15 protein-coding genes and 2 pseudogenes are annotated in these 18,600 nt (G+C 68.0%); 10 read left to right on the plus strand and 7 right to left on the minus strand.

Annotation, left to right across the window (positions count from 1 at the left end; all coding sequences use genetic code 11):
- From AWC24_RS01105 to eccB, 4 genes and pseudogenes are all read right to left on the minus strand, one after another.
- Positions 1-107, minus strand: a pseudogene (locus AWC24_RS01105) (WXG100 family type VII secretion target); the annotation flags it as partial.
- Between the two features lie 94 nt (positions 108-201).
- On the minus strand, positions 202-501 hold the full coding sequence (locus AWC24_RS01110; protein WP_085081674.1) for a PE family protein: 300 nt from the start codon (positions 499-501) through the stop codon (positions 202-204).
- A 341-nt stretch (positions 502-842) separates the two neighbouring features.
- Positions 843-5,042, minus strand: coding sequence for a type VII secretion protein EccCa (gene eccCa, locus AWC24_RS01115; RefSeq protein ID WP_085081675.1), 4,200 nt, complete (start codon positions 5,040-5,042; stop codon positions 843-845).
- Positions 5,039-6,550, minus strand: a complete 1,512-nt coding sequence (eccB, locus tag AWC24_RS01120) for a type VII secretion protein EccB (RefSeq protein WP_085081676.1) — start codon at positions 6,548-6,550, stop codon at positions 5,039-5,041. Before eccB ends, eccCa begins: the two co-directional genes overlap by 4 nt.
- Before the next feature lie 600 nt (positions 6,551-7,150).
- Here eccB and AWC24_RS01125 point away from each other — a divergent pair.
- The 3 genes from AWC24_RS01125 (at position 7,151) to AWC24_RS01135 (ending at position 11,335) form a co-directional block, all read left to right on the plus strand.
- Positions 7,151-8,917, plus strand: coding sequence for a molybdopterin-dependent oxidoreductase (locus AWC24_RS01125; protein WP_085081709.1), 1,767 nt, complete (start codon positions 7,151-7,153; stop codon positions 8,915-8,917).
- 177 nt (positions 8,918-9,094) lie between these two features.
- Positions 9,095-10,858 carry a molybdopterin-dependent oxidoreductase gene (locus AWC24_RS01130; protein ID WP_085081677.1) on the plus strand — a complete coding sequence of 588 codons (1,764 nt, stop codon included), beginning with the start codon at positions 9,095-9,097 and terminating at the stop codon, positions 10,856-10,858.
- 60 nt (positions 10,859-10,918) lie between these two features.
- Positions 10,919-11,335, plus strand: a complete 417-nt coding sequence (locus AWC24_RS01135) for a hypothetical protein (RefSeq protein ID WP_085081678.1) — start codon at positions 10,919-10,921, stop codon at positions 11,333-11,335.
- A 40-nt stretch (positions 11,336-11,375) separates the two neighbouring features.
- On the opposite strand, the gene AWC24_RS01140 is transcribed toward AWC24_RS01135, so the two are convergent.
- The gene (locus AWC24_RS01140) at positions 11,376-11,939 is read right to left on the minus strand and encodes a hypothetical protein (RefSeq protein ID WP_085081679.1); all 564 of its coding nucleotides are present in this window, start codon (positions 11,937-11,939) and stop codon (positions 11,376-11,378) included.
- Between the two features lie 643 nt (positions 11,940-12,582).
- Here AWC24_RS01140 and AWC24_RS22750 point away from each other — a divergent pair.
- Positions 12,583-13,209, plus strand: coding sequence for a glycoside hydrolase (locus AWC24_RS22750; protein WP_085081710.1), 627 nt, complete (start codon positions 12,583-12,585; stop codon positions 13,207-13,209).
- On the opposite strand, the gene AWC24_RS01150 is transcribed toward AWC24_RS22750, so the two are convergent.
- On the minus strand, positions 13,206-13,778 hold the full coding sequence (locus tag AWC24_RS01150) for a class I SAM-dependent methyltransferase (protein WP_085081680.1): 573 nt from the start codon (positions 13,776-13,778) through the stop codon (positions 13,206-13,208). The two genes, AWC24_RS22750 and AWC24_RS01150, sit on opposite strands and share 4 nt — an antisense overlap.
- Positions 13,779-13,781: 3 nt before the next feature.
- On the opposite strand from AWC24_RS01150, the gene AWC24_RS01155 reads away from it, so the two are divergent.
- The 3 genes from AWC24_RS01155 to AWC24_RS22760 are packed head-to-tail and all read left to right on the plus strand — an operon-like array spanning position 13,782 to position 15,820.
- Positions 13,782-14,378, plus strand: a complete 597-nt coding sequence (locus tag AWC24_RS01155; protein WP_085081681.1) for a diacylglycerol-binding protein — start codon at positions 13,782-13,784, stop codon at positions 14,376-14,378.
- A 12-nt stretch (positions 14,379-14,390) separates the two neighbouring features.
- Entirely contained in the window at positions 14,391-15,011 is a 621-nt protein-coding gene (locus AWC24_RS22755; RefSeq protein WP_234807207.1) for a hypothetical protein, read from the plus strand.
- Complete coding sequence (locus tag AWC24_RS22760) at positions 14,984-15,820, plus strand: ribonuclease H-like domain-containing protein (RefSeq protein ID WP_234807208.1); 837 nt, start codon at positions 14,984-14,986, stop codon at positions 15,818-15,820. The genes AWC24_RS22755 and AWC24_RS22760 overlap by 28 nt, the downstream gene beginning before the upstream one ends.
- A gap of 6 nt (positions 15,821-15,826) precedes the next feature.
- On the opposite strand, the gene AWC24_RS01165 is transcribed toward AWC24_RS22760, so the two are convergent.
- A complete protein-coding gene (locus AWC24_RS01165; RefSeq protein WP_085081682.1) occupies positions 15,827-16,219 on the minus strand; it encodes a hypothetical protein in 393 nt (130 codons plus the stop codon).
- Between the two features lie 123 nt (positions 16,220-16,342).
- Between AWC24_RS01165 and AWC24_RS01170 the strand changes: the two genes are divergently transcribed.
- The 3 genes and pseudogenes from AWC24_RS01170 to AWC24_RS01180 all read left to right on the plus strand — a co-directional run bounded on the left by AWC24_RS01170 (position 16,343) and on the right by AWC24_RS01180 (position 18,590).
- Positions 16,343-16,666, plus strand: a complete 324-nt coding sequence (locus tag AWC24_RS01170; protein ID WP_085081683.1) for a DUF732 domain-containing protein — start codon at positions 16,343-16,345, stop codon at positions 16,664-16,666.
- A gap of 57 nt (positions 16,667-16,723) precedes the next feature.
- A pseudogene (locus AWC24_RS01175) lies at positions 16,724-17,741 on the plus strand (DNA topoisomerase IB).
- Positions 17,742-17,783: 42 nt separating this feature from the next.
- Entirely contained in the window at positions 17,784-18,590 is an 807-nt protein-coding gene (locus AWC24_RS01180; RefSeq protein ID WP_234807209.1) for an LLM class flavin-dependent oxidoreductase, read from the plus strand.
- Positions 18,591-18,600 lie beyond the last annotated feature (10 nt).

Consider the following 18,600-nt stretch of genomic DNA (forward strand, 5'->3'; position numbering starts at 1 on the left):
GACGCCCACATCCGGCGGGCCTCGTCCTCAACGGTCTGCGCGTGGACGTCGAAACGCCCCGCCATCGCCCGCATCGCGTCCGGGTCGGTCATAAAACGTGTTGCCACTTGTTTCTCCTTGTCTGAAGTTCGTTGGTCGGGTTGGTTGACGTCGTTGTCTTAGGTCGCCGGCATGGCCGTCACTCCTGCTCGTTCAATCCGCTCAGCCGGCCGAAGCCGCGTTGGCCGCCTCGGTGGCTGCATAAGAGGTGGCGCTGTTGTTGAGCGTGGCGACGAACATCTCGTGGATCGCCGCGGCCTGAGCGCTCACCTGCTGGTACATGGTCGCGTGGGCGGCGAACTGTGCTGCGGTCAACGCCGAGACCTCGTCGGCGGCGGCCGGAATCACCCCGGTGGTCGGGGCCGCAGCAGCGGCGTTCTGCGCGTTGAGCGCTGCTCCGATACCGCTCAGGTTGCCCGCAGCGGCGGCGAGCGCCTCCGGTTGCGTGTTCACGAACGACATTGAAGTTCCTCCTCGGATCGCTGTCAGCAATCTTTCTGCCACAAATCCTAAAGGCTGGGAAAGGCCGAAACGGTCGATTACGCCTACTGTTCATCTGCCGAAAGCAACTGTTCACCTGATGTGGTCCGCAACGAGTGGCGCGGCCCACAAAACAGCGACGACCTGCCGAAACACCAGACTGTTATTCACCTTCGGAGGGGGTCTGCGGCGGTCTCGCCGCCGTGGGCGCAACGCGTTGCGCCGTTAAAATCTGGCCGCGGCGAATTGCCGGCGGCGCCGCCGGGCCAGCAACCGCCGCGGCGCCGTTACGGGCACCGCGGCGGCAGTTGGGTCGGAGCGGCTCAGCGCACCGGGGTGGCAGTGCGTTCGGCTGTCGGCGCCCGCCGCAGCTCCGTGGCGGCGACCTGCACGAATACCCCGGTGTCCTCGGCCATCAGCAGGCCACGCCCGCGGGGCAGCGGACCGCCCTTCATCTTGCCGCGGATGAAGCCCTCGTCCGGGTCGGCGTCCATCACCAGCAGCGGTGCATTGGCCTGGTGCAGGGCCCGCAGCAGCGGATCGCTTCCGGCCGACGACCACCCGCCGAAGGTCCGGGTGGCGATCACATGCAGGCCCACGTCTGCCGCGCGGGTCACCCACGGGGCGGCCTTCTGGAACGGCGAGTCGAATCCGGGCGGGAACTGCTGGATGTCGTCGATGATCAAGAAGATGTCCGGTCCGCTCCACCAGGTACGCGACAGCAGTTCTTCGGCCGACAGACCCGGCGGCGGCTCACGGTCGGCCAGCGTGGCGGCCAGCTCGTTGATGAGCGCTACCGCCCCGTCCATGTTGTAGGCGAACTTCTCCACGTAGTCCGAGCCCAGGGTGGTCAGCAGCTGACGACGGGGGTCGATCAGCCACACCTGCGCGGATCGCTGCGTGGTGGGCGGCGCGGTGCCGGAGCCGGGCGCGTACAGCCGCTCGATCTCGCTCATGATGGTGGCCAGCGTGGTGGTCTTGCCCGATTCGCGGCGCCCGGTCACCATCAGGTGCCCGTTCTCGGCGAAGTTCAGATAGACCGGCTGCAGGTCGAGTTCGGAGATGGCCCACGCGATACCGCCGGCCCCGACGCCTTCGCGCTGGTCGTTGACCGCGACAGCCCGCACTTCGTCCAGCCCGAACCGCGCCGGCAGACGCCGCACCGGGCGTACCCGGCCCACCGCCACCTGGCTGACTGCGGCGCCCACGCTGTCGGACTCGAATACGTGATCGTCGGTGTCGGCCAGCGAGGGCCGGGCGATCAGCGTGTGCAGACCGGACTGGGGATCGCTGTCCAGTCGCACGTAGTTGACCGCGACCATGCCCCGTCCCGGTTTGACCGGGACGTCCTTGGCGAACCGGGAACGCACCAGCTTGGCGTCCTCCACCGCAGCCAGGCGCAACTCGACCCGGGACCCGAAGCCGCTTCGCACCGGTGGCCGCAACTCCGACTCGCGGTCGGCGGTCACGACCACGTGCACGCCGAACGACGGGCCCTGGTTGATGATCTGGTTGACCTGTTCGACGAGCACCTCGTTGTCCTCGGACAGTGCACGGTAGTTGTCGACCACCAGGTAGACGTCACCGAAACCGTCGTTGGGCACCTTTCCGGGGGCGCCGTCGAACTTGCGGCGCCGGAACACGTCCATCGAGGCCACATCGTTCTCGAGGAAGCTGCGCTTGCGGGTGCGCACCAGCGCCAGCAGTTCGGCCACCGTGCGCCGGACCCCGTCGGGGTCGGTCGGTCCGCAGACACTGCCCACGTGCGGCAGCGTGGCGACCGTGGTCAACGCGGTGCCGCTGTAGGCCAGGCAGTAGAACTGGACCTGTTCGGGGGTGTGGGTGAGCGCGGCCGCGGAGATCAGCGTCTGCAGCGCCGTCGTCTTGCCGGCGCCGCCGGCCCCCAGGATCAGCACGTTGGCGCCGGGGCCGGAGGTGTCCACCGTCCACGGCGGCTGGTCGTGCTTGAACGGCCGGTCGATGACACCGATCGGGAACACCAGGTCCCGGCGGGTGCCGTAGTTCTCCTGCCACGGGTGGCCCAGGTAGCGGTTCACCAGGTCGTCGACAGCCACCGGATCGTCCAGCGGCGGCTGCCACAGCCGGTACGGCTCGAAGTCGATCTGACGCAGCTGATCGATGATCACCGTGCCCACCTTGGGAATCCGGATCCAGTCCTCTTCCTCGGCGGGGGGCTCCTCGGCGGGGGTGGCGGTGATGGCCGGGACCTCGTCGGCCGCTTCGAGCTCGGTGCCGCTCACGCTCACCTCCAGCGGGGTGAACGCGGTGGTGAACAGCTGCGGCCGGATGTAGTCGATGGAGTGCACCTGCGGCAGCTGCTCGTCGTCGAGGATCCCGCCGCGCTGATAGTCACGCCACAGGAACTCGGCCTGGAAGCGGATGACCTCTTCGCCACTCTTGCGGAAATAGCCCAGGCCCGCCTTGCCCGGCAGGTTCACCGCGTTCGGCACGCCGGCGGCCTGTGCCGCACCGGCGGTCTGCGCCTTGAGCACCAGCCGGTAGCCCATGTTCTCCATCAGTTTCTCGGCGCGGCTCTCGATGGTCTGCGAGGCCATCATCAGGTGCACCCAGTAGGCGCGACCCTGCCGGCCGATCGAGTCCAGCACCTCCACCGCGGTCGGCATGATGCGGAACCACTCGTAGAACTCGTCGATGACGACGACCAGCATCGGCAGCGGCGGCAGGCTGTCATCGCCGCGTGCCCGCATCCGGTTCCGGATCTCGTTGTACTCCTTGGCGCCGTCGACGCCCGCACTGTCACACATCGACTTGCGGCGGGCGATCTCGCCCCACATGGCTTCCAGGAAGCGCTCCATCAGCGCCTGGTCGTCTTCCAGGTCGGTGATGATCCGCGACACGTGCGGCACCCCGGAGAACGGCTTGACCGCCGAACCACCCTTGAGGTCGGCGAGCACGAACTGCAGCTCATCGGGCGAATGCCCCAGCAGCAGCGACTCGATCACCGTGCGCACCAGCGTCGACTTACCCGAGCCGGTGGTTCCCGACATGACGCCGTGCGGGCCGTCGCCCCCCTCGTCCAGGGACTTCATGTCGAGGAACAGCAGCTCGCCGTTGTCGGAGCGGTTGCCGAACGGGACGCGCAGCCGGGACCGGCTGCCTTCGTTCTGCCGGCTCGTCCACAACTGGTTGAAGTCGATGCGCCCGGCATCCTCGATGCCGTAGTAGGAGAGGATGTCGCGCGCGCCGATGTGGTGCGACACGCGCTGGCCGATCTCCTCGTAGGCCTCGGCGAGCCGCCAGTGCGCCATCCGCTGCGCGAACTGTTCGGCGTCGGTCAGGCTGAGCTGGTCGGCCAGGGCGAAGAACCACTCGTTGTCGTCGATGACCATCCAGGTGTCGCGGTCGCGCGGCAGGGCGTTGATGATGCCCTTGTCGTCGAAGCGCAGCACCCGCTGTGACACGCCCCGCCACTCCGGGGCGCCGGTCAGGTCGAAGAACGTGACCCCGTCGATGCCCTCGGTGGTGTTGACGTACTCCCACTGCGGATCGACGCCGTCGACGATGATCAGGTGGTGCGGCGTCGGCGTCTCCGCCGACGAGCTGGCGTGGCGCGGCAGGAAGGAGCCGCGCCCGGAGAACAGCTCGGCGTGTTCGGTGGCGAAGTCGCGCACCGAGCCGTAAACCATGCGGGCGTTACCGGCGGCGTCCTGCCGGCGGGGGTCGCCGAAGTGCGGCAGCCATTTCACCCAATCCCACTGCTCCACATCGGAAGTCACGACGACCATCCGCAGGTGGTCGGGCCCGTGGGAGAAGGCGTACTGGCAGATGATGGCACGCATCAGCCCGAGCACGTGCTCGCGGTCGCCGACCAGTGAATACCAGGGCTCGACCAACAGCGAGACCATCTTCGGCAGGTTGTAGACCACGCTCTGGTAGCGCCCGAACTCCTGCAGCGCCTTGCCGGTCACCGGTTCGAGCTCGATGTCGGTCGGCATGTTCTGCGGCTCACCCCAGGTGACCTCGGGCCGCGTCATGCCCACCCCGACCCGGGCCAGCCCGAAGTTGAGGTCTTTGCCGTTGGGTTGGCGCTCCCACATCCGCGACGACCCGACCGCTGCGGACAGCGTGGACGGCGCCGGGTGGTACCACCGGTAGTTGGCGTCCATGCTGTCGGCGGACTCGGCGGCCGACTCGCGCAGCCGGTCCAGCATGAGCATGAACTGGGCGCGCATCGCGTCGAGCTTGGGACGGCTCAACTGTTGGGCGCCACCGCCGAAGCGGCCGCCGAACATCATCATCGCGATGCCGCCGATCATGAAGATCGGGAAGATGGAGCCGGCGCCCAGGAACATCCGGGAGCCGTTGGCCACAGTCATCGAGACCATGCCGACCAGCAGGCCGACGACCAGCACCCCGACCACCACCAGCCACCACGGCTTGCCTTCCGGCGGCGGCACGCTCAGCGGCGTGGGCAATACGATGTTCTCCGGCTTGACCACCGGCGCGCGTTCCGGCGTCGGCCGGGCGAATCCACGTTTCACTTGGGCACCGCCAATTCTGCAGGGCTCATATCGGTCGGCAGGGTGTCATGACGTACCAGGGCATCCTGGCGGGACAGCGTCGGGCCGTGCGCCAGCAGCCGCAACGCCACCGACGGTGCCAGTGCGGGCTCGCTGACCAGCCCCAACGCCTTGCGCTCATCGTCGCCGGGCACCCCGAACCGCACCCCCGATGCGGACAGCCACCACAGCGATTCCCGCGTGGAGGCGTCCGGATCGTTGCCGGTCACCGCGACGAAGTTGCCGTAGCCCGGACCGAAGTAGACCCGGTCGGCCTGCGGCATGTTGTTGTCATTGGTCTTCACCAGCGAAACCACCCGGTTCATCTCTTTCTGCGGCACCGGGATCGTGGGGCCGGACACCACCTGGACCCGGGACCGGCTCTCACCGTTGGACCGCTCCCACCACCAGCAGGTGGACGGGTTCTCCTTCATGTCAACGACGTTGAGCGGGCCGTCCGGGTAGGCCGACAGGTCCAGCCCGGTGACCACCGGCATCTTCGCCAGCTCCGGCGGCGCCACCACCACCGGCGCACCGCCCGCGGTCGCCCCGGCGTTCTGCAGGATGCGCGCCACCACCGGTGACACGGTCTGCACACCGTTCATGAGCACCACCGAATACTGTTGCGGCCCGGCCAATTGCGGCGTGGTGAAGACGGTTCCCACCGGCCCGGGGGCGTTGGGGAAGGCCGGCGGACGGCCGGCCTCCGGGACGAACGGCACCGCCAGCTCCGGACCGACCGGCAACGCGTCGAAGAGCGCCTGACTCATCGGCCGCGCATGCTCGACCTGTTCGGGGGTGAGCCCCAGCGGCAACAGCACCGCCCGGTCGGCGGCGTCGATACGCGAGCGCCGGCCCTGCCGAACGACCCACGACTCGTCGTTGTAGCGCAGCACGACGGCGTCCGGGCCGTCCAGTACCCGGCGGCGGGAGTTGAGGTCCGGGGTGCCGTCGATCACGGTCACCGTGACCGGCGACGGCACTCCGACGCCCTGCACGTTGCCCACGGTGTCGCAGATCAGCCACGACGACGACGACGGTGAGGTCGGCAGAATGTCCGAGGGCGCGCCCGGGATACCGACCAGCGGGCCGTGCGGCTGCTCGGCGATCTGCGCCGAGCGCACTTTGTGCGGATTGTCCGAGCGACCGGCGATCAGCCGCGCCGATGCCAAATTCAGTGCCGGATATAAGGTGCCGCCGACCCGCACATACAGCGCGCCCGAATCACGGTCGGCGATGATCGGCGATTCGTTCAGCTGACCCGACGGGCTCAGAAACGACCACAGCAGCGCACCCAGGCAGATGACCGACGCCGCCGAGACCGAGGCGACCACGGCCAGCGCCTGCCGCCGGCCGGGCTCCACCTCCATCCGAACCTGCCAGCGGGTCAACGCCATCGCGGTCCGTCGCGCCAGGAATTGGTACCCGGTCATCTGGGTGCGTGTCGACAACCCCAGGCCGTAACCGGGCCCCCGCTGTTCGTCAGCCACCGTGCGCCCCAACCCCCAGCTGTCGGACTGCCCGGCTACGACGCCGTTCCGGTGCCATATTGGTCGTCATCTACCCCTGCCTGATCACAAGTTTCTCCACTGCGCATGCTAGCCGTGATGCGCAGCGGCCGCCCGCAGCGCGGATTGCAATCCGGCAGCGATGGCGAATTCGGGTCCCCGATGCTGGCTCGAATTATGGGCGCATCAGGTGAACGGTCAGTTACGCGCGAGATACACCTGAGCGCACGTGCGCGCCGCAGGGCCGGGATCCCGATCCGGACCCGGAAAGAATCCGGTCGATCGAAAGCCGCCCACCCCGGAATCCGGGCCGGTGGCGGGCCCGCGTACCAAAACCGCATCCGCGGCTGCGATCCGGGCCGTGGTGGCCGTATCTGCAAATCTGAAGTTGCTGCTAGAAACCTGTGTATTTGGTGTCAGAGCGGCGGTCGTCGACGCCCGCGGTTGTACTGTCGCGGCGTGACGACGATCGACGGCCACGGCGCTGAAGGGCAGCTCGACCCGCGGGGTCCTGCCACTTCTCCGGCCGGGGAAGAGACAACCCACCAGGTCAACTACCCCACCGACGTCGTCGACGTCGAGTTGGAGTTGGAGCAGGGTTATCGCACCGAGATCCATAAGAACCACGATGACACCGTCGACGTCGAGACCTACGGGGGTGGCTTCGACCTGTCCCGGCGGGCGACCGCTCCGCACCTGCGTGTCGGAAAAGACCGCTGGTTCAATCTGCTGTGGCTGATACCGATCGGCTTCGTCGGGCTGCTCGCGGCGATCGCGGCCGGCAAGGGCATCCGCAACATCCCCGGCGTGGAGGAGTTTATCGCCGAATACCCGGGCAGCATGCCGTCGACGAAGGTCGAAAGCGGGCTGCCCGCGTGGGCCGGCTGGACGCACTTTTTCAACCTGTTCATGATGATGTTCATCATCCGGTCCGGAATCCAAATTCTCTGCGACCATCCGCGGCTGTACTTCAGCCGCAACTCCACCCCGGGAAAAGACGAATGGCTGCGGGTGGGGCCGCCGGTCCCCGACGACCCGTACTGGACCGCCAACGCCGACACCGTGGCGCTGCCGCGGCACTTCGGGCTGCCGGGCTTCCGGCATTCGATCGGGCTGGCCCGCTGGTGGCACCTGGGCCTGGACGTGCTGTGGCTGCTCAACGGGGCGGTGTTCTACGTCCTGCTGTTCAGCACCGACCAGTGGCGCCGTATCGTCCCGACTAGCTGGGACGTCTTCCCGCACGCCGCCTCGGTGATGATCCAGTACATGTCGTTGGAATGGCCCGACGACCACACCTGGACCAACTACAACGCGCTGCAGCTGATCTCCTACTTCGTCACCGTGTTCGTCGCCGCCCCGGCCGCGGTGATCACCGGCCTGGGCATGTCGCCGGCGCTGTCCCAGCGGCTCGGGCTGATCAGCAAGCACCTGCGACTCAACATCCAGGTGGCCCGCTCACTGCACTTCCTGGTGCTGGCCTACTTCCTGGTGTTCATCCTGGTCCACGTCACGATGGTGTTCGCCACCGACGCCTTCGACAACCTCAACCACATGTTCGCCGCTCGCGGTTGTGTCGAGGGCGCCGAGCCCGGCTGCCACAGTGCCGTGGGTTTCTATGTCTTCTGCGCGGCCGCCGTGGTGTGCATCCTCGCCTGGTTCGCCGCGACTCCGCTCACGATCAAATACCCGCGGGTGGTGCAGAAAGTGGGCTTCGCCCTGATCGGTCCGTTCCAGCGGACCCTGGAGAAGCTCAACCCCCAGCCCGGCACCTTCACCGAAGACGACATCTCGCCGTTCCACTGGCGCAACGGCCGGCTGCCGGAGACCGTCGAATACAAGGAGCACGAGGCCAGCGACTTCCAGGACTGGCGGCTCAAGGTCTACGGACTGGTCGAGAACCCGATGGAATTCAGCCTGGAGGATCTCAAGGCGCTGCCCTACCACGACCAGATCACCCAGCACTTCTGTGTGCAGGCCTGGTCCGGGGTGGCCAAGTGGGGTGGCGTGCAGATGTCGACGATCATGGACATCGTCAAGCCACTGCCCGAGGCGAAATGGGCGGTGTTCTACTCGATGGGTCTGGGCGCCACCGGCGGGATCTATTACAACGCACACCCGGTAGACCAGATGTGGCATCACATGTCGATGCTCGCCTACAACATGAACGACGAACCGCTGCCCTACATGCACGGTCGGCCGCTGCGGTTGCGTAACGAGTTGCAGCACGGCTACAAGCTGGTCAAGTGGATCAAGGGCATCGAGTTCGTGGCGTCCTACAAGGAGATCGGCAGCGGTCACGGCGGCTACAGCGAAGACCACAAGTTCTTCGGTCGCCACCAGACGATCTGACGTTCCCCGTCTCACCACCGGCCCGTGCGGGCCGGCCCCGCCGTGCCTTCGAGGTCGGGTCCGGCGGCACCTTCAGGGACCCGGCACCGAATCCCCACCCGGCTCGCAGCCGCGCCGATTAATATTCCGCATCGTAATCATTTTTATTATGGACGGGATCGGGTGAGGAATCGGGCCATGGCAGCCACTGAGAACAACCACCGCGCCGGTCGAACAGCGCTGGTGAGCCACCGCGACGAGCTCACCCCGGCGCACCAGGTCGTCGACCACGAGACCTGGGCGGGCGGCCTGGGCGAGAAGATGGCCACCGCCCCGCGATTGCGCGTCGGCCGAGACCGATGGTTCAACCTATTATGGCTGGTCCCAATCGGTTTCGCGGTCCTGGTTGTTGCCGTCGCGGTGGCGAGGTACCTGGTGGACTTCCCGGCGGTCAGCGCCTTCGTCCACCGCTACCCCGGTACCGCCACGACCGCCGGCGGAACCGCGGGGATACCCGCCTGGGCCGGCTGGCAGCACTTCTTCAACCTTTTCCTGATGACGTTCATCGTCCGGTCGGGCATCCAGATCCTGGCCGACCATCCGCGGTTGTACTTCAGCCGCAACGCCACCCCGGACACCGACGAGTGGTTCCGCATCGCCGGGCCGGTCCCCAAGGACCCGATGTGGACGGCCAAGCAGGACTCGGTCGGGCTGCCCGATCAGCTCGGCCTGCCCGGAATCCGGCATGCCATCGGGCTGGCCCGCTGGTGGCATCTGGGCGCCGACGTGCTGTGGCTGGCCAACGGTGCGGTGTTCTACGTGCTGCTGTTCGCCACCGGGCATTGGCGGCACCTCGTGCCGACCAGTTGGGCGGTCTTCCCCAACGCGCTGTCGGTGGGCATCCAATACCTGTCGCTGGACTGGCCCGACGACAACGGCTGGGTGGCCTACAACGGCCTGCAGCAGTTGGCGTACTTCACCACGGTGTTCATCGCCGCCCCGGCAGCCGTGATCACCGGGATCGGGATGAGCCCGGCGGTGTCGATGCGGCTGACCCGCATCAGCAAGCGGCTGAGCATCCAGCTGGCCCGTTCGCTGCACTTCTTGGTGATGGCTTACTTCCTGGTGTTCATCGGCGTGCACGTGACATTGGTGTTCGCCACCGACGCGGTGCGCAACTTCAACCACATGTTCGCCGCTCGTGACGGTTCCGGCCTCGCCGGTTTCTGGGTCTTCGCCGCGGCGATGGCGGTGACGGCCGTCGGCTGGGTGTGGGCGACGCCGTTCACCTACCGCCATCCGCGGGTGGTGCAGCGGGTCGGCTATGCGCTGATCGGCCCGCTGCAGCGATTGTTCGAGTACGTCAACCCCGAACCCGGCGGTTTCACCGAGGAACACATCTCACCGCACTTCTGGCACAACGGCACCTACCCCGAGGCCGTCGAGTACAAGCAGTTGTTCGCCCAGGATTTCGCCGACTGGCGGCTGCACGTCTACGGACTGGTCGAGCACCCGAGGGATTTCTCGCTGGAGGAGCTGAAGGCGCTGCCCTATCACGAGCAGATCACCCAGCACTTCTGCATTCAGGGTTGGTCGGGCGTGGCCAAGTGGGGCGGCGTGGCGATGAAGACCGTCCTCGACATCGTCAGACCACTGCCGCAGGCCAGGTGGGTGGTGTTCTACTCGATGGCGCCTGGCTCCGAGGGCGGGCTCTACTACGACGCCCACGCCATCGAGCAGATGGACCACCACCTGACGATGCTGGCCTACCGCATGAACGACGAACCGCTCAGCTACGGCCACGGAGCGCCGCTGCGGCTACGCAACGAACTGCAGCACGGCTTCAAAATGGTCAAGTGGCTCAAAGGAATCGAGTTCGTCGAGCACTTCTGCGAGGTCGGCGGCGGCTACGGCGGCTACAACGAGGATCACGAGTTCTTCGGGTACCGGCAGACGCTGTAGTCCGCGCGCCCGCCGAGCCGTCGTAGGGTAGATCCAGTCAACCGAGCGACGGGAGAACCCATGCGGAATCGCGGTATCGGCAAGTCTGTCCTGTCGGTGGTGGTGGCAGGGATCGCGGTGGGCGCGGTGGCGACCGCTTGCGGCGACTGCGAGAACGATTCGGAGGAAGGGATCTCCAGCGAGGTCACCACCGCGCCCAGCGCCCCGCTGGCCCCGATCGCCCCGATCGACCCTGACGAACCCGCCACCGTGCCGGAGCAGACCGTCGGCCCGGAGGCCCCGCTCACCAGCGCGGCGCCGGCCGTCGAGCACCCCGCGCCGCGGGGCGGCGCGACGCCCGCACCGGCACCCGCGGCGCCTCGGGTCCCGTCGGCGCCTGCCGTTCCCGCGGTTCCCGCCATCCCCGCCATCCCGGCGATTCCGGCGATCCCGGCCATTCCGGATATCCCGGCGATTCCCGCGATCCCCTACCCCTAGCGCGCGGCCGAACTGACCCGCGGCGGCACTCGACGCCCGCTCAGATGCCCGTCCAGGCCGAGTCCAGCCGCTCAGCGACGTCGATGACCTGGGCTTGCTGCGACTGCGGGGTCTCGATCTCGTCGGCGACGTAACTGGCGATGAACCGTCGGATCTCCCCGTCGACGCCGGCGAAGATCCGCAGCAACTCACCGCGAATGGACGTCGAGGACACCTCCACGGTGATGTCGGACGGCCGCGGCTTCGGCACGTCGATGATCAGTAGTAACGGTTCGGCAGCGCGCGCCGTGGCCCGCAGCGCGATGTCACCGGCCACCGTGAACCGCTGCTTGTCCAGACGCAGGTCGATGAGCAGATCGATCACCAGCGGAATGTGGATGGCGAAGGTGAGCAGATCGCCCAGACCGCGGGTCACCCGAGGTTGTTGGATCCGCACCTTCGCGCTGACCCGGGCGATCCCGCCCGGCCCCTGGCGCATCGGTGGCATCTCGAACTCATCACCGGCGATCGCGGCGAACGCAGCTGCCACACGCTCTTCGGTGACCGCGATCTCGAAGAACTTCCGCCCGAACTCTTCGTAAGTCAGGTAGCTGTGGTTCTGCATAGCTTGATACCGTCTCACGTCCACATCGGCAACGACCGCTGATCGGTGTGCGCGTCGCCATCTTCTCACCCGGTGTCGCGCGGCGGGCGCGGAGCCGGCTCGGCGGCCCGACGGCGGTCGCCGGATGCCGCGCCGTCGCCGGAGCGGCTCGGGGTGCGAATCGGTGGGTACCGGCGGCCCTGCGCTCGCCGCGCGGTCGGGTTCGGCTCCCCCGTGCCCGCCGTGCTCTCGGCGGCGACGGTTGGAGCGAAGCACCGCGCGGCGCCGGCCGGCCATCGTTTCGAAATTCCTTGAAGAATGGCGAATAACAACCACATTCACTGACGCCGCGCAACCGGGGAATCGACACACTTTGCGCGGCAGACGTTCTCGCCGATACCGTCGGTACCGTTAACGCAGTTGACCCGTCCAGCAGAGGAATTCGCTGAGCAGTTTGAAATAACGCCGCTCGCAACCACTCTCGGTGAGCCAGCTACCCCGCCTAACCAGCACTTCGAGCGCGAAATCCGGTCTGAGCGGCATAATTTCATCCTTCTACCTGGTGTTTTCTGTTGCGGCGTAATGTTTAACAACTTGGACCTCAAACGTGATGCCTGCCACAGATTTTGGTTGACTCAGTTGGCCATTGTTAATGTGCCTGGTCATGTTTGGTCTCGAAGCGCTGATGGCGCTCATCCAGCAGGTTTCGGGCACGCCGTACATCACCGGTGGGGACAGCCCAGCCGGGACGGACTGCTCGGGCCTGGCCTCGTGGGTGTCGAACGTCGCCACCGGCCGGCCGGCCTTCGGTGACCGGTTTCACACCGCCAACGAGGAGTCGGCTCTGCTGGCCCGCGGCTTCCAGCACGGGACCGCCCCGGGAGCGCTGGTGGTGGGCTGGAACAGGAGCCACACCGCGGTGACGCTGCCGGACGGCACTCCGGTGTCCAGCGGCGAGCGTGGCGGCGTGAAGATCGGCGGTGGCGGCGCCTACCAGCCGCAGTTCACCCATCACATGTACCTGCCGATGCCTACCGAGGCACCCGCCGATGAAGCCGCGCCGGTGCAGTTCGCCGCCATGGTGGAGCCGCCGCCCGCTCCCGAGCCGGGCCCCGAGCCGATGGGCATGGAGATGGCCCCGCCGTTCGAGGCGCCGCCGCCGTTCGAGGCGCCACCTTTCGAGGCACCGCCGCCCGGCGAGGCTCCGCCGATGGACGCCCCGGCATTCGGCGAGCCGCCGGCCGAGCCGGGCCCGGAGCCCGTCGAGCGCGACGCGCCGCCGCAGCCTTAACCGGTTGCCGGCGCTGCGCCGGTCCGGCGTCGCGCCAGCAACCACGCCAGCCCCTCCCCTTCGCCGTCCGCGATCACCTCAAGACCGGCGAACGCCCGACGGAGCTCACCGGGCGCGGCACGGAACCGCCCGGTGGCGCTGCCGACCTGGCTGAGCGCGGTCACGGCCAGCAGTCCGCCCGGAGCCAGGCGCTCGATCATTCCTGCGTCCAGTCGGCCGTCGCGGAACCGGGCGCAGTAGACGACGTCGGCCGGTGGCCCGTCGGGTAGCCCGCCGTCGAGGTCCGCGAGCTCGAAGCGACACCGGTCGCCGACGCCGCTGCCTGCCGCAAGCGCCCGCGCCTGCTCGAGCGCAACCGGGGACACGTCGAAGCCCCGCACCCGCAGTCCCCTGCGGGCGAGCCAGACCGCAGCGGTCCCCGGCCCGCAGGCCACGTCAACCGCATGGCCTGCGACCGGGAACTCGTCGCGGAACGCCGTGAAGACCGCTGCCGGGCCGATCGCCTCGGGCGACGGCACACCGCGGTCGGCATACTTGGCATCCCAGCGGGTCCGGTCGTCGTCACTCACCCGATGGACGATACTGCCGTGGTGAAACTCAGCCCCTGGATCGCATTACTGCTGTTCGCCGTGGGCGCGGCGGCAGGCTTGGTCGGTGATCACTCCCATGTGGTCACCGGAACCACCGAATACCTACCGCCGTCACACGCGGTACCGTTCGTTTGGAGTAGCCCCATCTGGTTTGCCGTCATGGTCGGCGCCGGCACCGCGATCCTGGCGGAGCTGCGGCTACATCTCCCCACGGTGCGCACCGACGTCACGGTGCGCCAGGGCGTCGCCGGCGTCGCCGCCGTGTTGGGCAGCTACGTCGTGACCGCACTGCTGCACACCGCGCCGCAAGTGCCGATCATGACGCTGATCTGCGCGTTCGCGGTGCTCACCTACTGCGCCCTGGGGGATCGTCCCGCCATTGTGTGCGGTGTCCTGGCCGCGGTGTGCGGCCCGGCCATCGAGATCGCGATCGCCGCGGCGGGCCAGTTTCGTTACGCCGCCGATTCCGACGCACTGCTCGGGGTGGCCCCGTGGCTGGTCCCGCTGTACTTCGCGTTCGGGGTCGTCGCCGCGCTGATCGGCGAAATCGCCGCTGCCACAAGGCGGACGACGCCCTAGGATCTACAGGCCATGGAACGGGTCACCCTCGGCGGCTATCACGCCCAGCAGTGCGCCCGCGTCACCCACAACCTGTTCTCCCCCGGCGACGTCGAGCCGGTGACTCCCTCACCGGAGCAGCTGGCATTGCGCGCGGTCGGCATCGCCTTTGAAGCGGCGATCTTCGACGAGCTGGGCTCCCGCTACCGCGATTCGGGACGGCTGCTGGTGCTCGACGCCGACGCCGGCCGCAGCGAGCAGCAACGAGCCACCCGTGCGGCGATGGAAGCCGGTGTCGACGTGATCGCCCGCGCGTGGTTGCCGGAGGTGAACGGCCGCGTCGGGAAGCCCGATGTGCTGATCCGGTACGAGAACGGCTACTTGCCCGTCGACATCAAGAACCACCGCACTGTAAGCAGCGCGAAAACCTCTGACGTGCAGGTCTCGACCCTGTCGGAATCGGATCGGCTGCTCACCTTCCCCGGCTACAGCGATCACGGGGCGCGCTGGCGCGACGACGTCATGCAACTGGCGCACTACACGCCGCGGCATCCGGCCGGGAACTGGTGCGGCCCTACCGGATCGGTGACTGCGATTCTTGTGATTGGTTCGAGCACTGCGCCACGGTGGCCGGTGAACACGACGCATCGTTAGCCCTCGAGACCGGCCACCTCAACGTCCGGGAGTGGCAGTATCTCTATCGGCACTGCGGCGATGGCACCACGTTGAGCGTCGCGCAGTTGGCGCAGGTCGACCCGGACCGCCACGCCGCGGAATTCCGCATCCAATCGGTGCGTACCCAGAAGCCGGAGGAGCGGCTGGCCAACGCCGTCCGTCGCGCCCGGATGAGCTGCGCCGGCATCGATTATGAGCAGCACCGGCCAGGCTGCCCGACGGTGCCGTCCGCCGACATCGAGGTGGACTTCGACATCGAGTGGGATACCGACTCCCGGATCTACCAGTGGGGTCTTCGCATCCGTGATGGCCAGGACGACACCACCGCGCTCTACGATCCAGTGGTGTCATTCGAGCCGCTCGACGAACCCGGCGAAGCGCAGCTCGCCGACGAATTCGTTTCCCGCATATGGCAATTGCGTGATCGGGCTACGCGGGAGGGCAAATCGCTGGCCGTCTTCCACTGGCATCACCCCGAGCGGTCGAGAACTCGCAGGTTTGCCGGCGTCGTCGAAGCCCTCGACGGACTCACCCACGACCTGCATCAGTGGTTCGACGCCGAGTACTTCGCGCGCACCTCCTCGTCGATCAAAAGCGTTGCCGGGTATTTCGGCTTCGAGTGGGACGTCGACGACGCAGGCGGGCGGGCGTCCCAGCTGGCGATCGACGTCGCTCGCGGGCGTGGACCGGAGGCCGACATCGCCCGGCAGTGGTGCCTGCGATACAACGAGTGCGACGTTGCGGCGCAGGCGGCGATTCGCGACGGGTTGCGCTCCGCCCCCCGGTGAACCGGCTCAGCTTCGCTGCACCGACGGGCAGATCTCGGCGTGCGCGGCGTCGACGACTCCGGTGGCGGTCGGCTTGGGAACCTGAAGGTAGACCGAGATCTGTTCGACGATCAGGCTGGTCGGATGCTTCGGGAACTCCAGGCAGGCGGTCCGCCCGGCGGCCAGCCGCGGCGCTTCGCTGCCGGGCGGGAACTGCCCGCGGATGGCATTGAGGTAGGCCATCTCCCCCGCGTTCGGGTAGGTCGACTGCTGCTCGGCGCAGAGCAGGATGTCGGCGCTGTTACCGCAGTAATCCGGATCGCGGGGATTGAGCGGGTCGGCGTGAGCCGATGACGCGGCACCGATCAGCCCGGCCAGCACAGTGGCGACCAGGGTCGGCAGCAGGGTGGTTGCTTTCACGTCCAGCGCCTTTCTGTCGCCGCTGACGCTAGCAGTTGCCGGGCCGCCGCCGGGAGGACTTCGCGGTCCTGCCATCGGGACCGGTCATCGCTGATCCCCGGCGCTCGCCGTAGCATCGCCAGCATGAGTTGGGTCGCCCGCTTCACCGCACCGCTGGCCGCCGGCTGCGTCCCGGCGGTGGCCCTGGTAGGCGCCTGGATAACCCCCGCCACCGCCCACGCCGACGACAGCAGCTTCATGAAATACCTCAATAGCCACGGCTACACCGCCCGCTACGCCGACGACGAGCCGATCTCCGAGCCGAGCGTGCGCGCACTCGGGCACATGATCTGCGAGAACCTGCGCGTCGGCAGGAGCGTGGCGGTCCAGGCACCGAATTATCCGGCGTGGCCGCAGTTCATCCTCATCGCCGAGGCCGCCCAGCACGAGCTGTGCCCGGGCGTGTAGACCATGTGACAGCCCGGCCCGGGTGTCAGCCGGGCGCGCCGGGGGTAATTCGGTGCCATGAGGTTGCGCAGGAGCCAGGTCGGCGCCGCCGGATTCCGCCGGATCGGACGGGGCCGCGGCTTCTCCTACACCCACGGAAACGAGCCCGTCGACGACCCGGCGGTACTCGCTCGGATCAAGGAACTCGCCATCCCCCCGGCCTGGCGAAACGTGTGGATCTGCCCTTACCCCAACGGCCACATCCAGGCCGTGGGAACCGATGTCGCCGGACGCCGGCAGTACCTGTACCACCAGCTGTGGCAGGCAGAGCGAGCCGAAGAGAAGTACGACCGGGTGCTGACCCTGGCCAAGATGCTGCCGCAGTGGCGCGCCGATCTGCTGGCCGACCTGGGCGGCCGCGGGCTGAATCACGGCCGGGTGCTGGCCGTCGCCCAGCAGTTGATCGACCGGGGCTATTTCCGGGCCGGCGGCGAGGAATACGCCCACGAGAACGGCAGCTTCGGGCTGGCCACGCTGCTGCGTGACCACGTCCGGATACGCAGCGGCAGCGTGGACTTCGACTACCCGGCCAAAAGCGGCGTACGGCGGACGGTGTCGGTCGACGACCCGCTGGTCGTACGGGCGGTGCGCTCGTTGTTACGCGCCCCGACCGACATTCCCCGGTTATTGGTGTACCGCACGCCCGAAGGCTGGTGCGAGGTGCGCGCCGACGACCTCAACGAGCGGTTCCGGGCTGACCGATGAGCAGTTCAGCGTCAAGGATCTGCGGACCTGGCATGGCACCGTGCTGGCAGCCGAGAACTTCGCCACTGCTCGCGAGCCGACATCCAAAACCGTTCGCCGGCGGGAGATCGCGGCGGTAATGCGTTGCGTCTCCGAGGAGTTGGGCAACACGCCGGCGGTGGCCCGTGGTTCCTACGTGGACCCGCGGGTGGTGGAGGCCTACGCGCAGGGCATGACCATCCGCGCGGCGCTGAACCGGGTGAAGCCCCGCGGGAAAGAGTCCGCCCGCCGGGTCGCCGCGGAGAACGCGACCGCCCGACTGATCCGGCGTATCGACCGGGCACGGCGCTGAGTTGCACCGCCGGTTCCGGCTTCCGGTGGTTAGGATCGGTTGATGCGTCACGCGATCCACGTGCCCCTGTTCGGCGCGCTGGCCCACCCCCGCGCGATCGCCGATATCGCCTGCGCCGCTGAGCAGACCGGTTGGGATGCGCTGTTCGTGTGGGATCACGTCCTGAGTCCTGTTGCCGGTGAATGGGATATCGCCGACCCCTGGATCACACTGGCCGCGGCGGCGACGTCGACCGAGCGCATCAGGCTGGGCCCGATGGTGACTCCGCTGCCCCGCCGCCGGGTGGTCGACGTGGCGCGCGCGACCGTCACGCTGGACCGGCTCAGCGGTGGCCGGCTGATTCTGGGTCTGGGCACCGGCCGCGATGTCTGGCGGGAGTATTCGGCCTTCGGCGACGACGGTGACCCGCGTCGGCTGGGCCGCGTCCTCGACGAGGCCGCCGCGGCGCTGACCGCGTTGTGGGCCGGTGAAACGGTGACCCACCGCGGTGAGATCGTCGTGGACGGCATCCGCCTCACTCCGGGCCCGATGCAACGGCCGCGCATCCCGGTCTGGTTCGGCACCAATCGGACCGGTGGCGCCCCGATCGAGCGCGCCGCCCGCTATGACGGCATCTTCCCGCTGGGAATGGATCACGACGGGATCGCCCGTATCGCCGAGACGATCGGGGCCGCCCGCGGCGATCTGGCCGGCTTCGACATCGCGGTGGCCGCCGGCCCGGACGCCGATCTCGATCGACTGCGGGCGCTCGGCGCCACCTGGGCGGTACGGGAGTTCTGGCCGGGCGACGGTCCGGACAAGGTCCTGCGGGTCATCGAGCGGTGCGCCCCGCGCCCCGTGAGCAGCTGAGGAGGCCGGC

It is taken from the genome of Mycolicibacter senuensis, assembly GCF_002101885.1.
GTDB classification, from domain to species: domain Bacteria; phylum Actinomycetota; class Actinomycetes; order Mycobacteriales; family Mycobacteriaceae; genus Mycobacterium; species Mycobacterium senuense.

Bases quoted from the DNA above. Each gene is read 5' to 3' on its own strand.
- AWC24_RS01110 (WP_085081674.1), bottom strand. From the start codon at position 501: ATGTCGTTCGTGAACACGCAACCGGAGGCGCTCGCCGCCGCTGCGGGC.
- AWC24_RS01130 (WP_085081677.1), top strand. From the start codon at position 9,095: ATGGCAGCCACTGAGAACAACCACCGCGCCGGTCGAACAGCGCTGGTG.
- AWC24_RS01135 (WP_085081678.1), top strand. From the start codon at position 10,919: ATGCGGAATCGCGGTATCGGCAAGTCTGTCCTGTCGGTGGTGGTGGCA.
- AWC24_RS01140 (WP_085081679.1), bottom strand. From the start codon at position 11,939: ATGCAGAACCACAGCTACCTGACTTACGAAGAGTTCGGGCGGAAGTTC.
- AWC24_RS22750 (WP_085081710.1), top strand. From the start codon at position 12,583: ATGTTTGGTCTCGAAGCGCTGATGGCGCTCATCCAGCAGGTTTCGGGC.
- AWC24_RS01155 (WP_085081681.1), top strand. From the start codon at position 13,782: ATGGACGATACTGCCGTGGTGAAACTCAGCCCCTGGATCGCATTACTG.
- AWC24_RS22755 (WP_234807207.1), top strand. From the start codon at position 14,391: ATGGAACGGGTCACCCTCGGCGGCTATCACGCCCAGCAGTGCGCCCGC.
- AWC24_RS01170 (WP_085081683.1), top strand. From the start codon at position 16,343: ATGAGTTGGGTCGCCCGCTTCACCGCACCGCTGGCCGCCGGCTGCGTC.
- AWC24_RS01180 (WP_234807209.1), top strand. From the start codon at position 17,784: ATGCGTCACGCGATCCACGTGCCCCTGTTCGGCGCGCTGGCCCACCCC.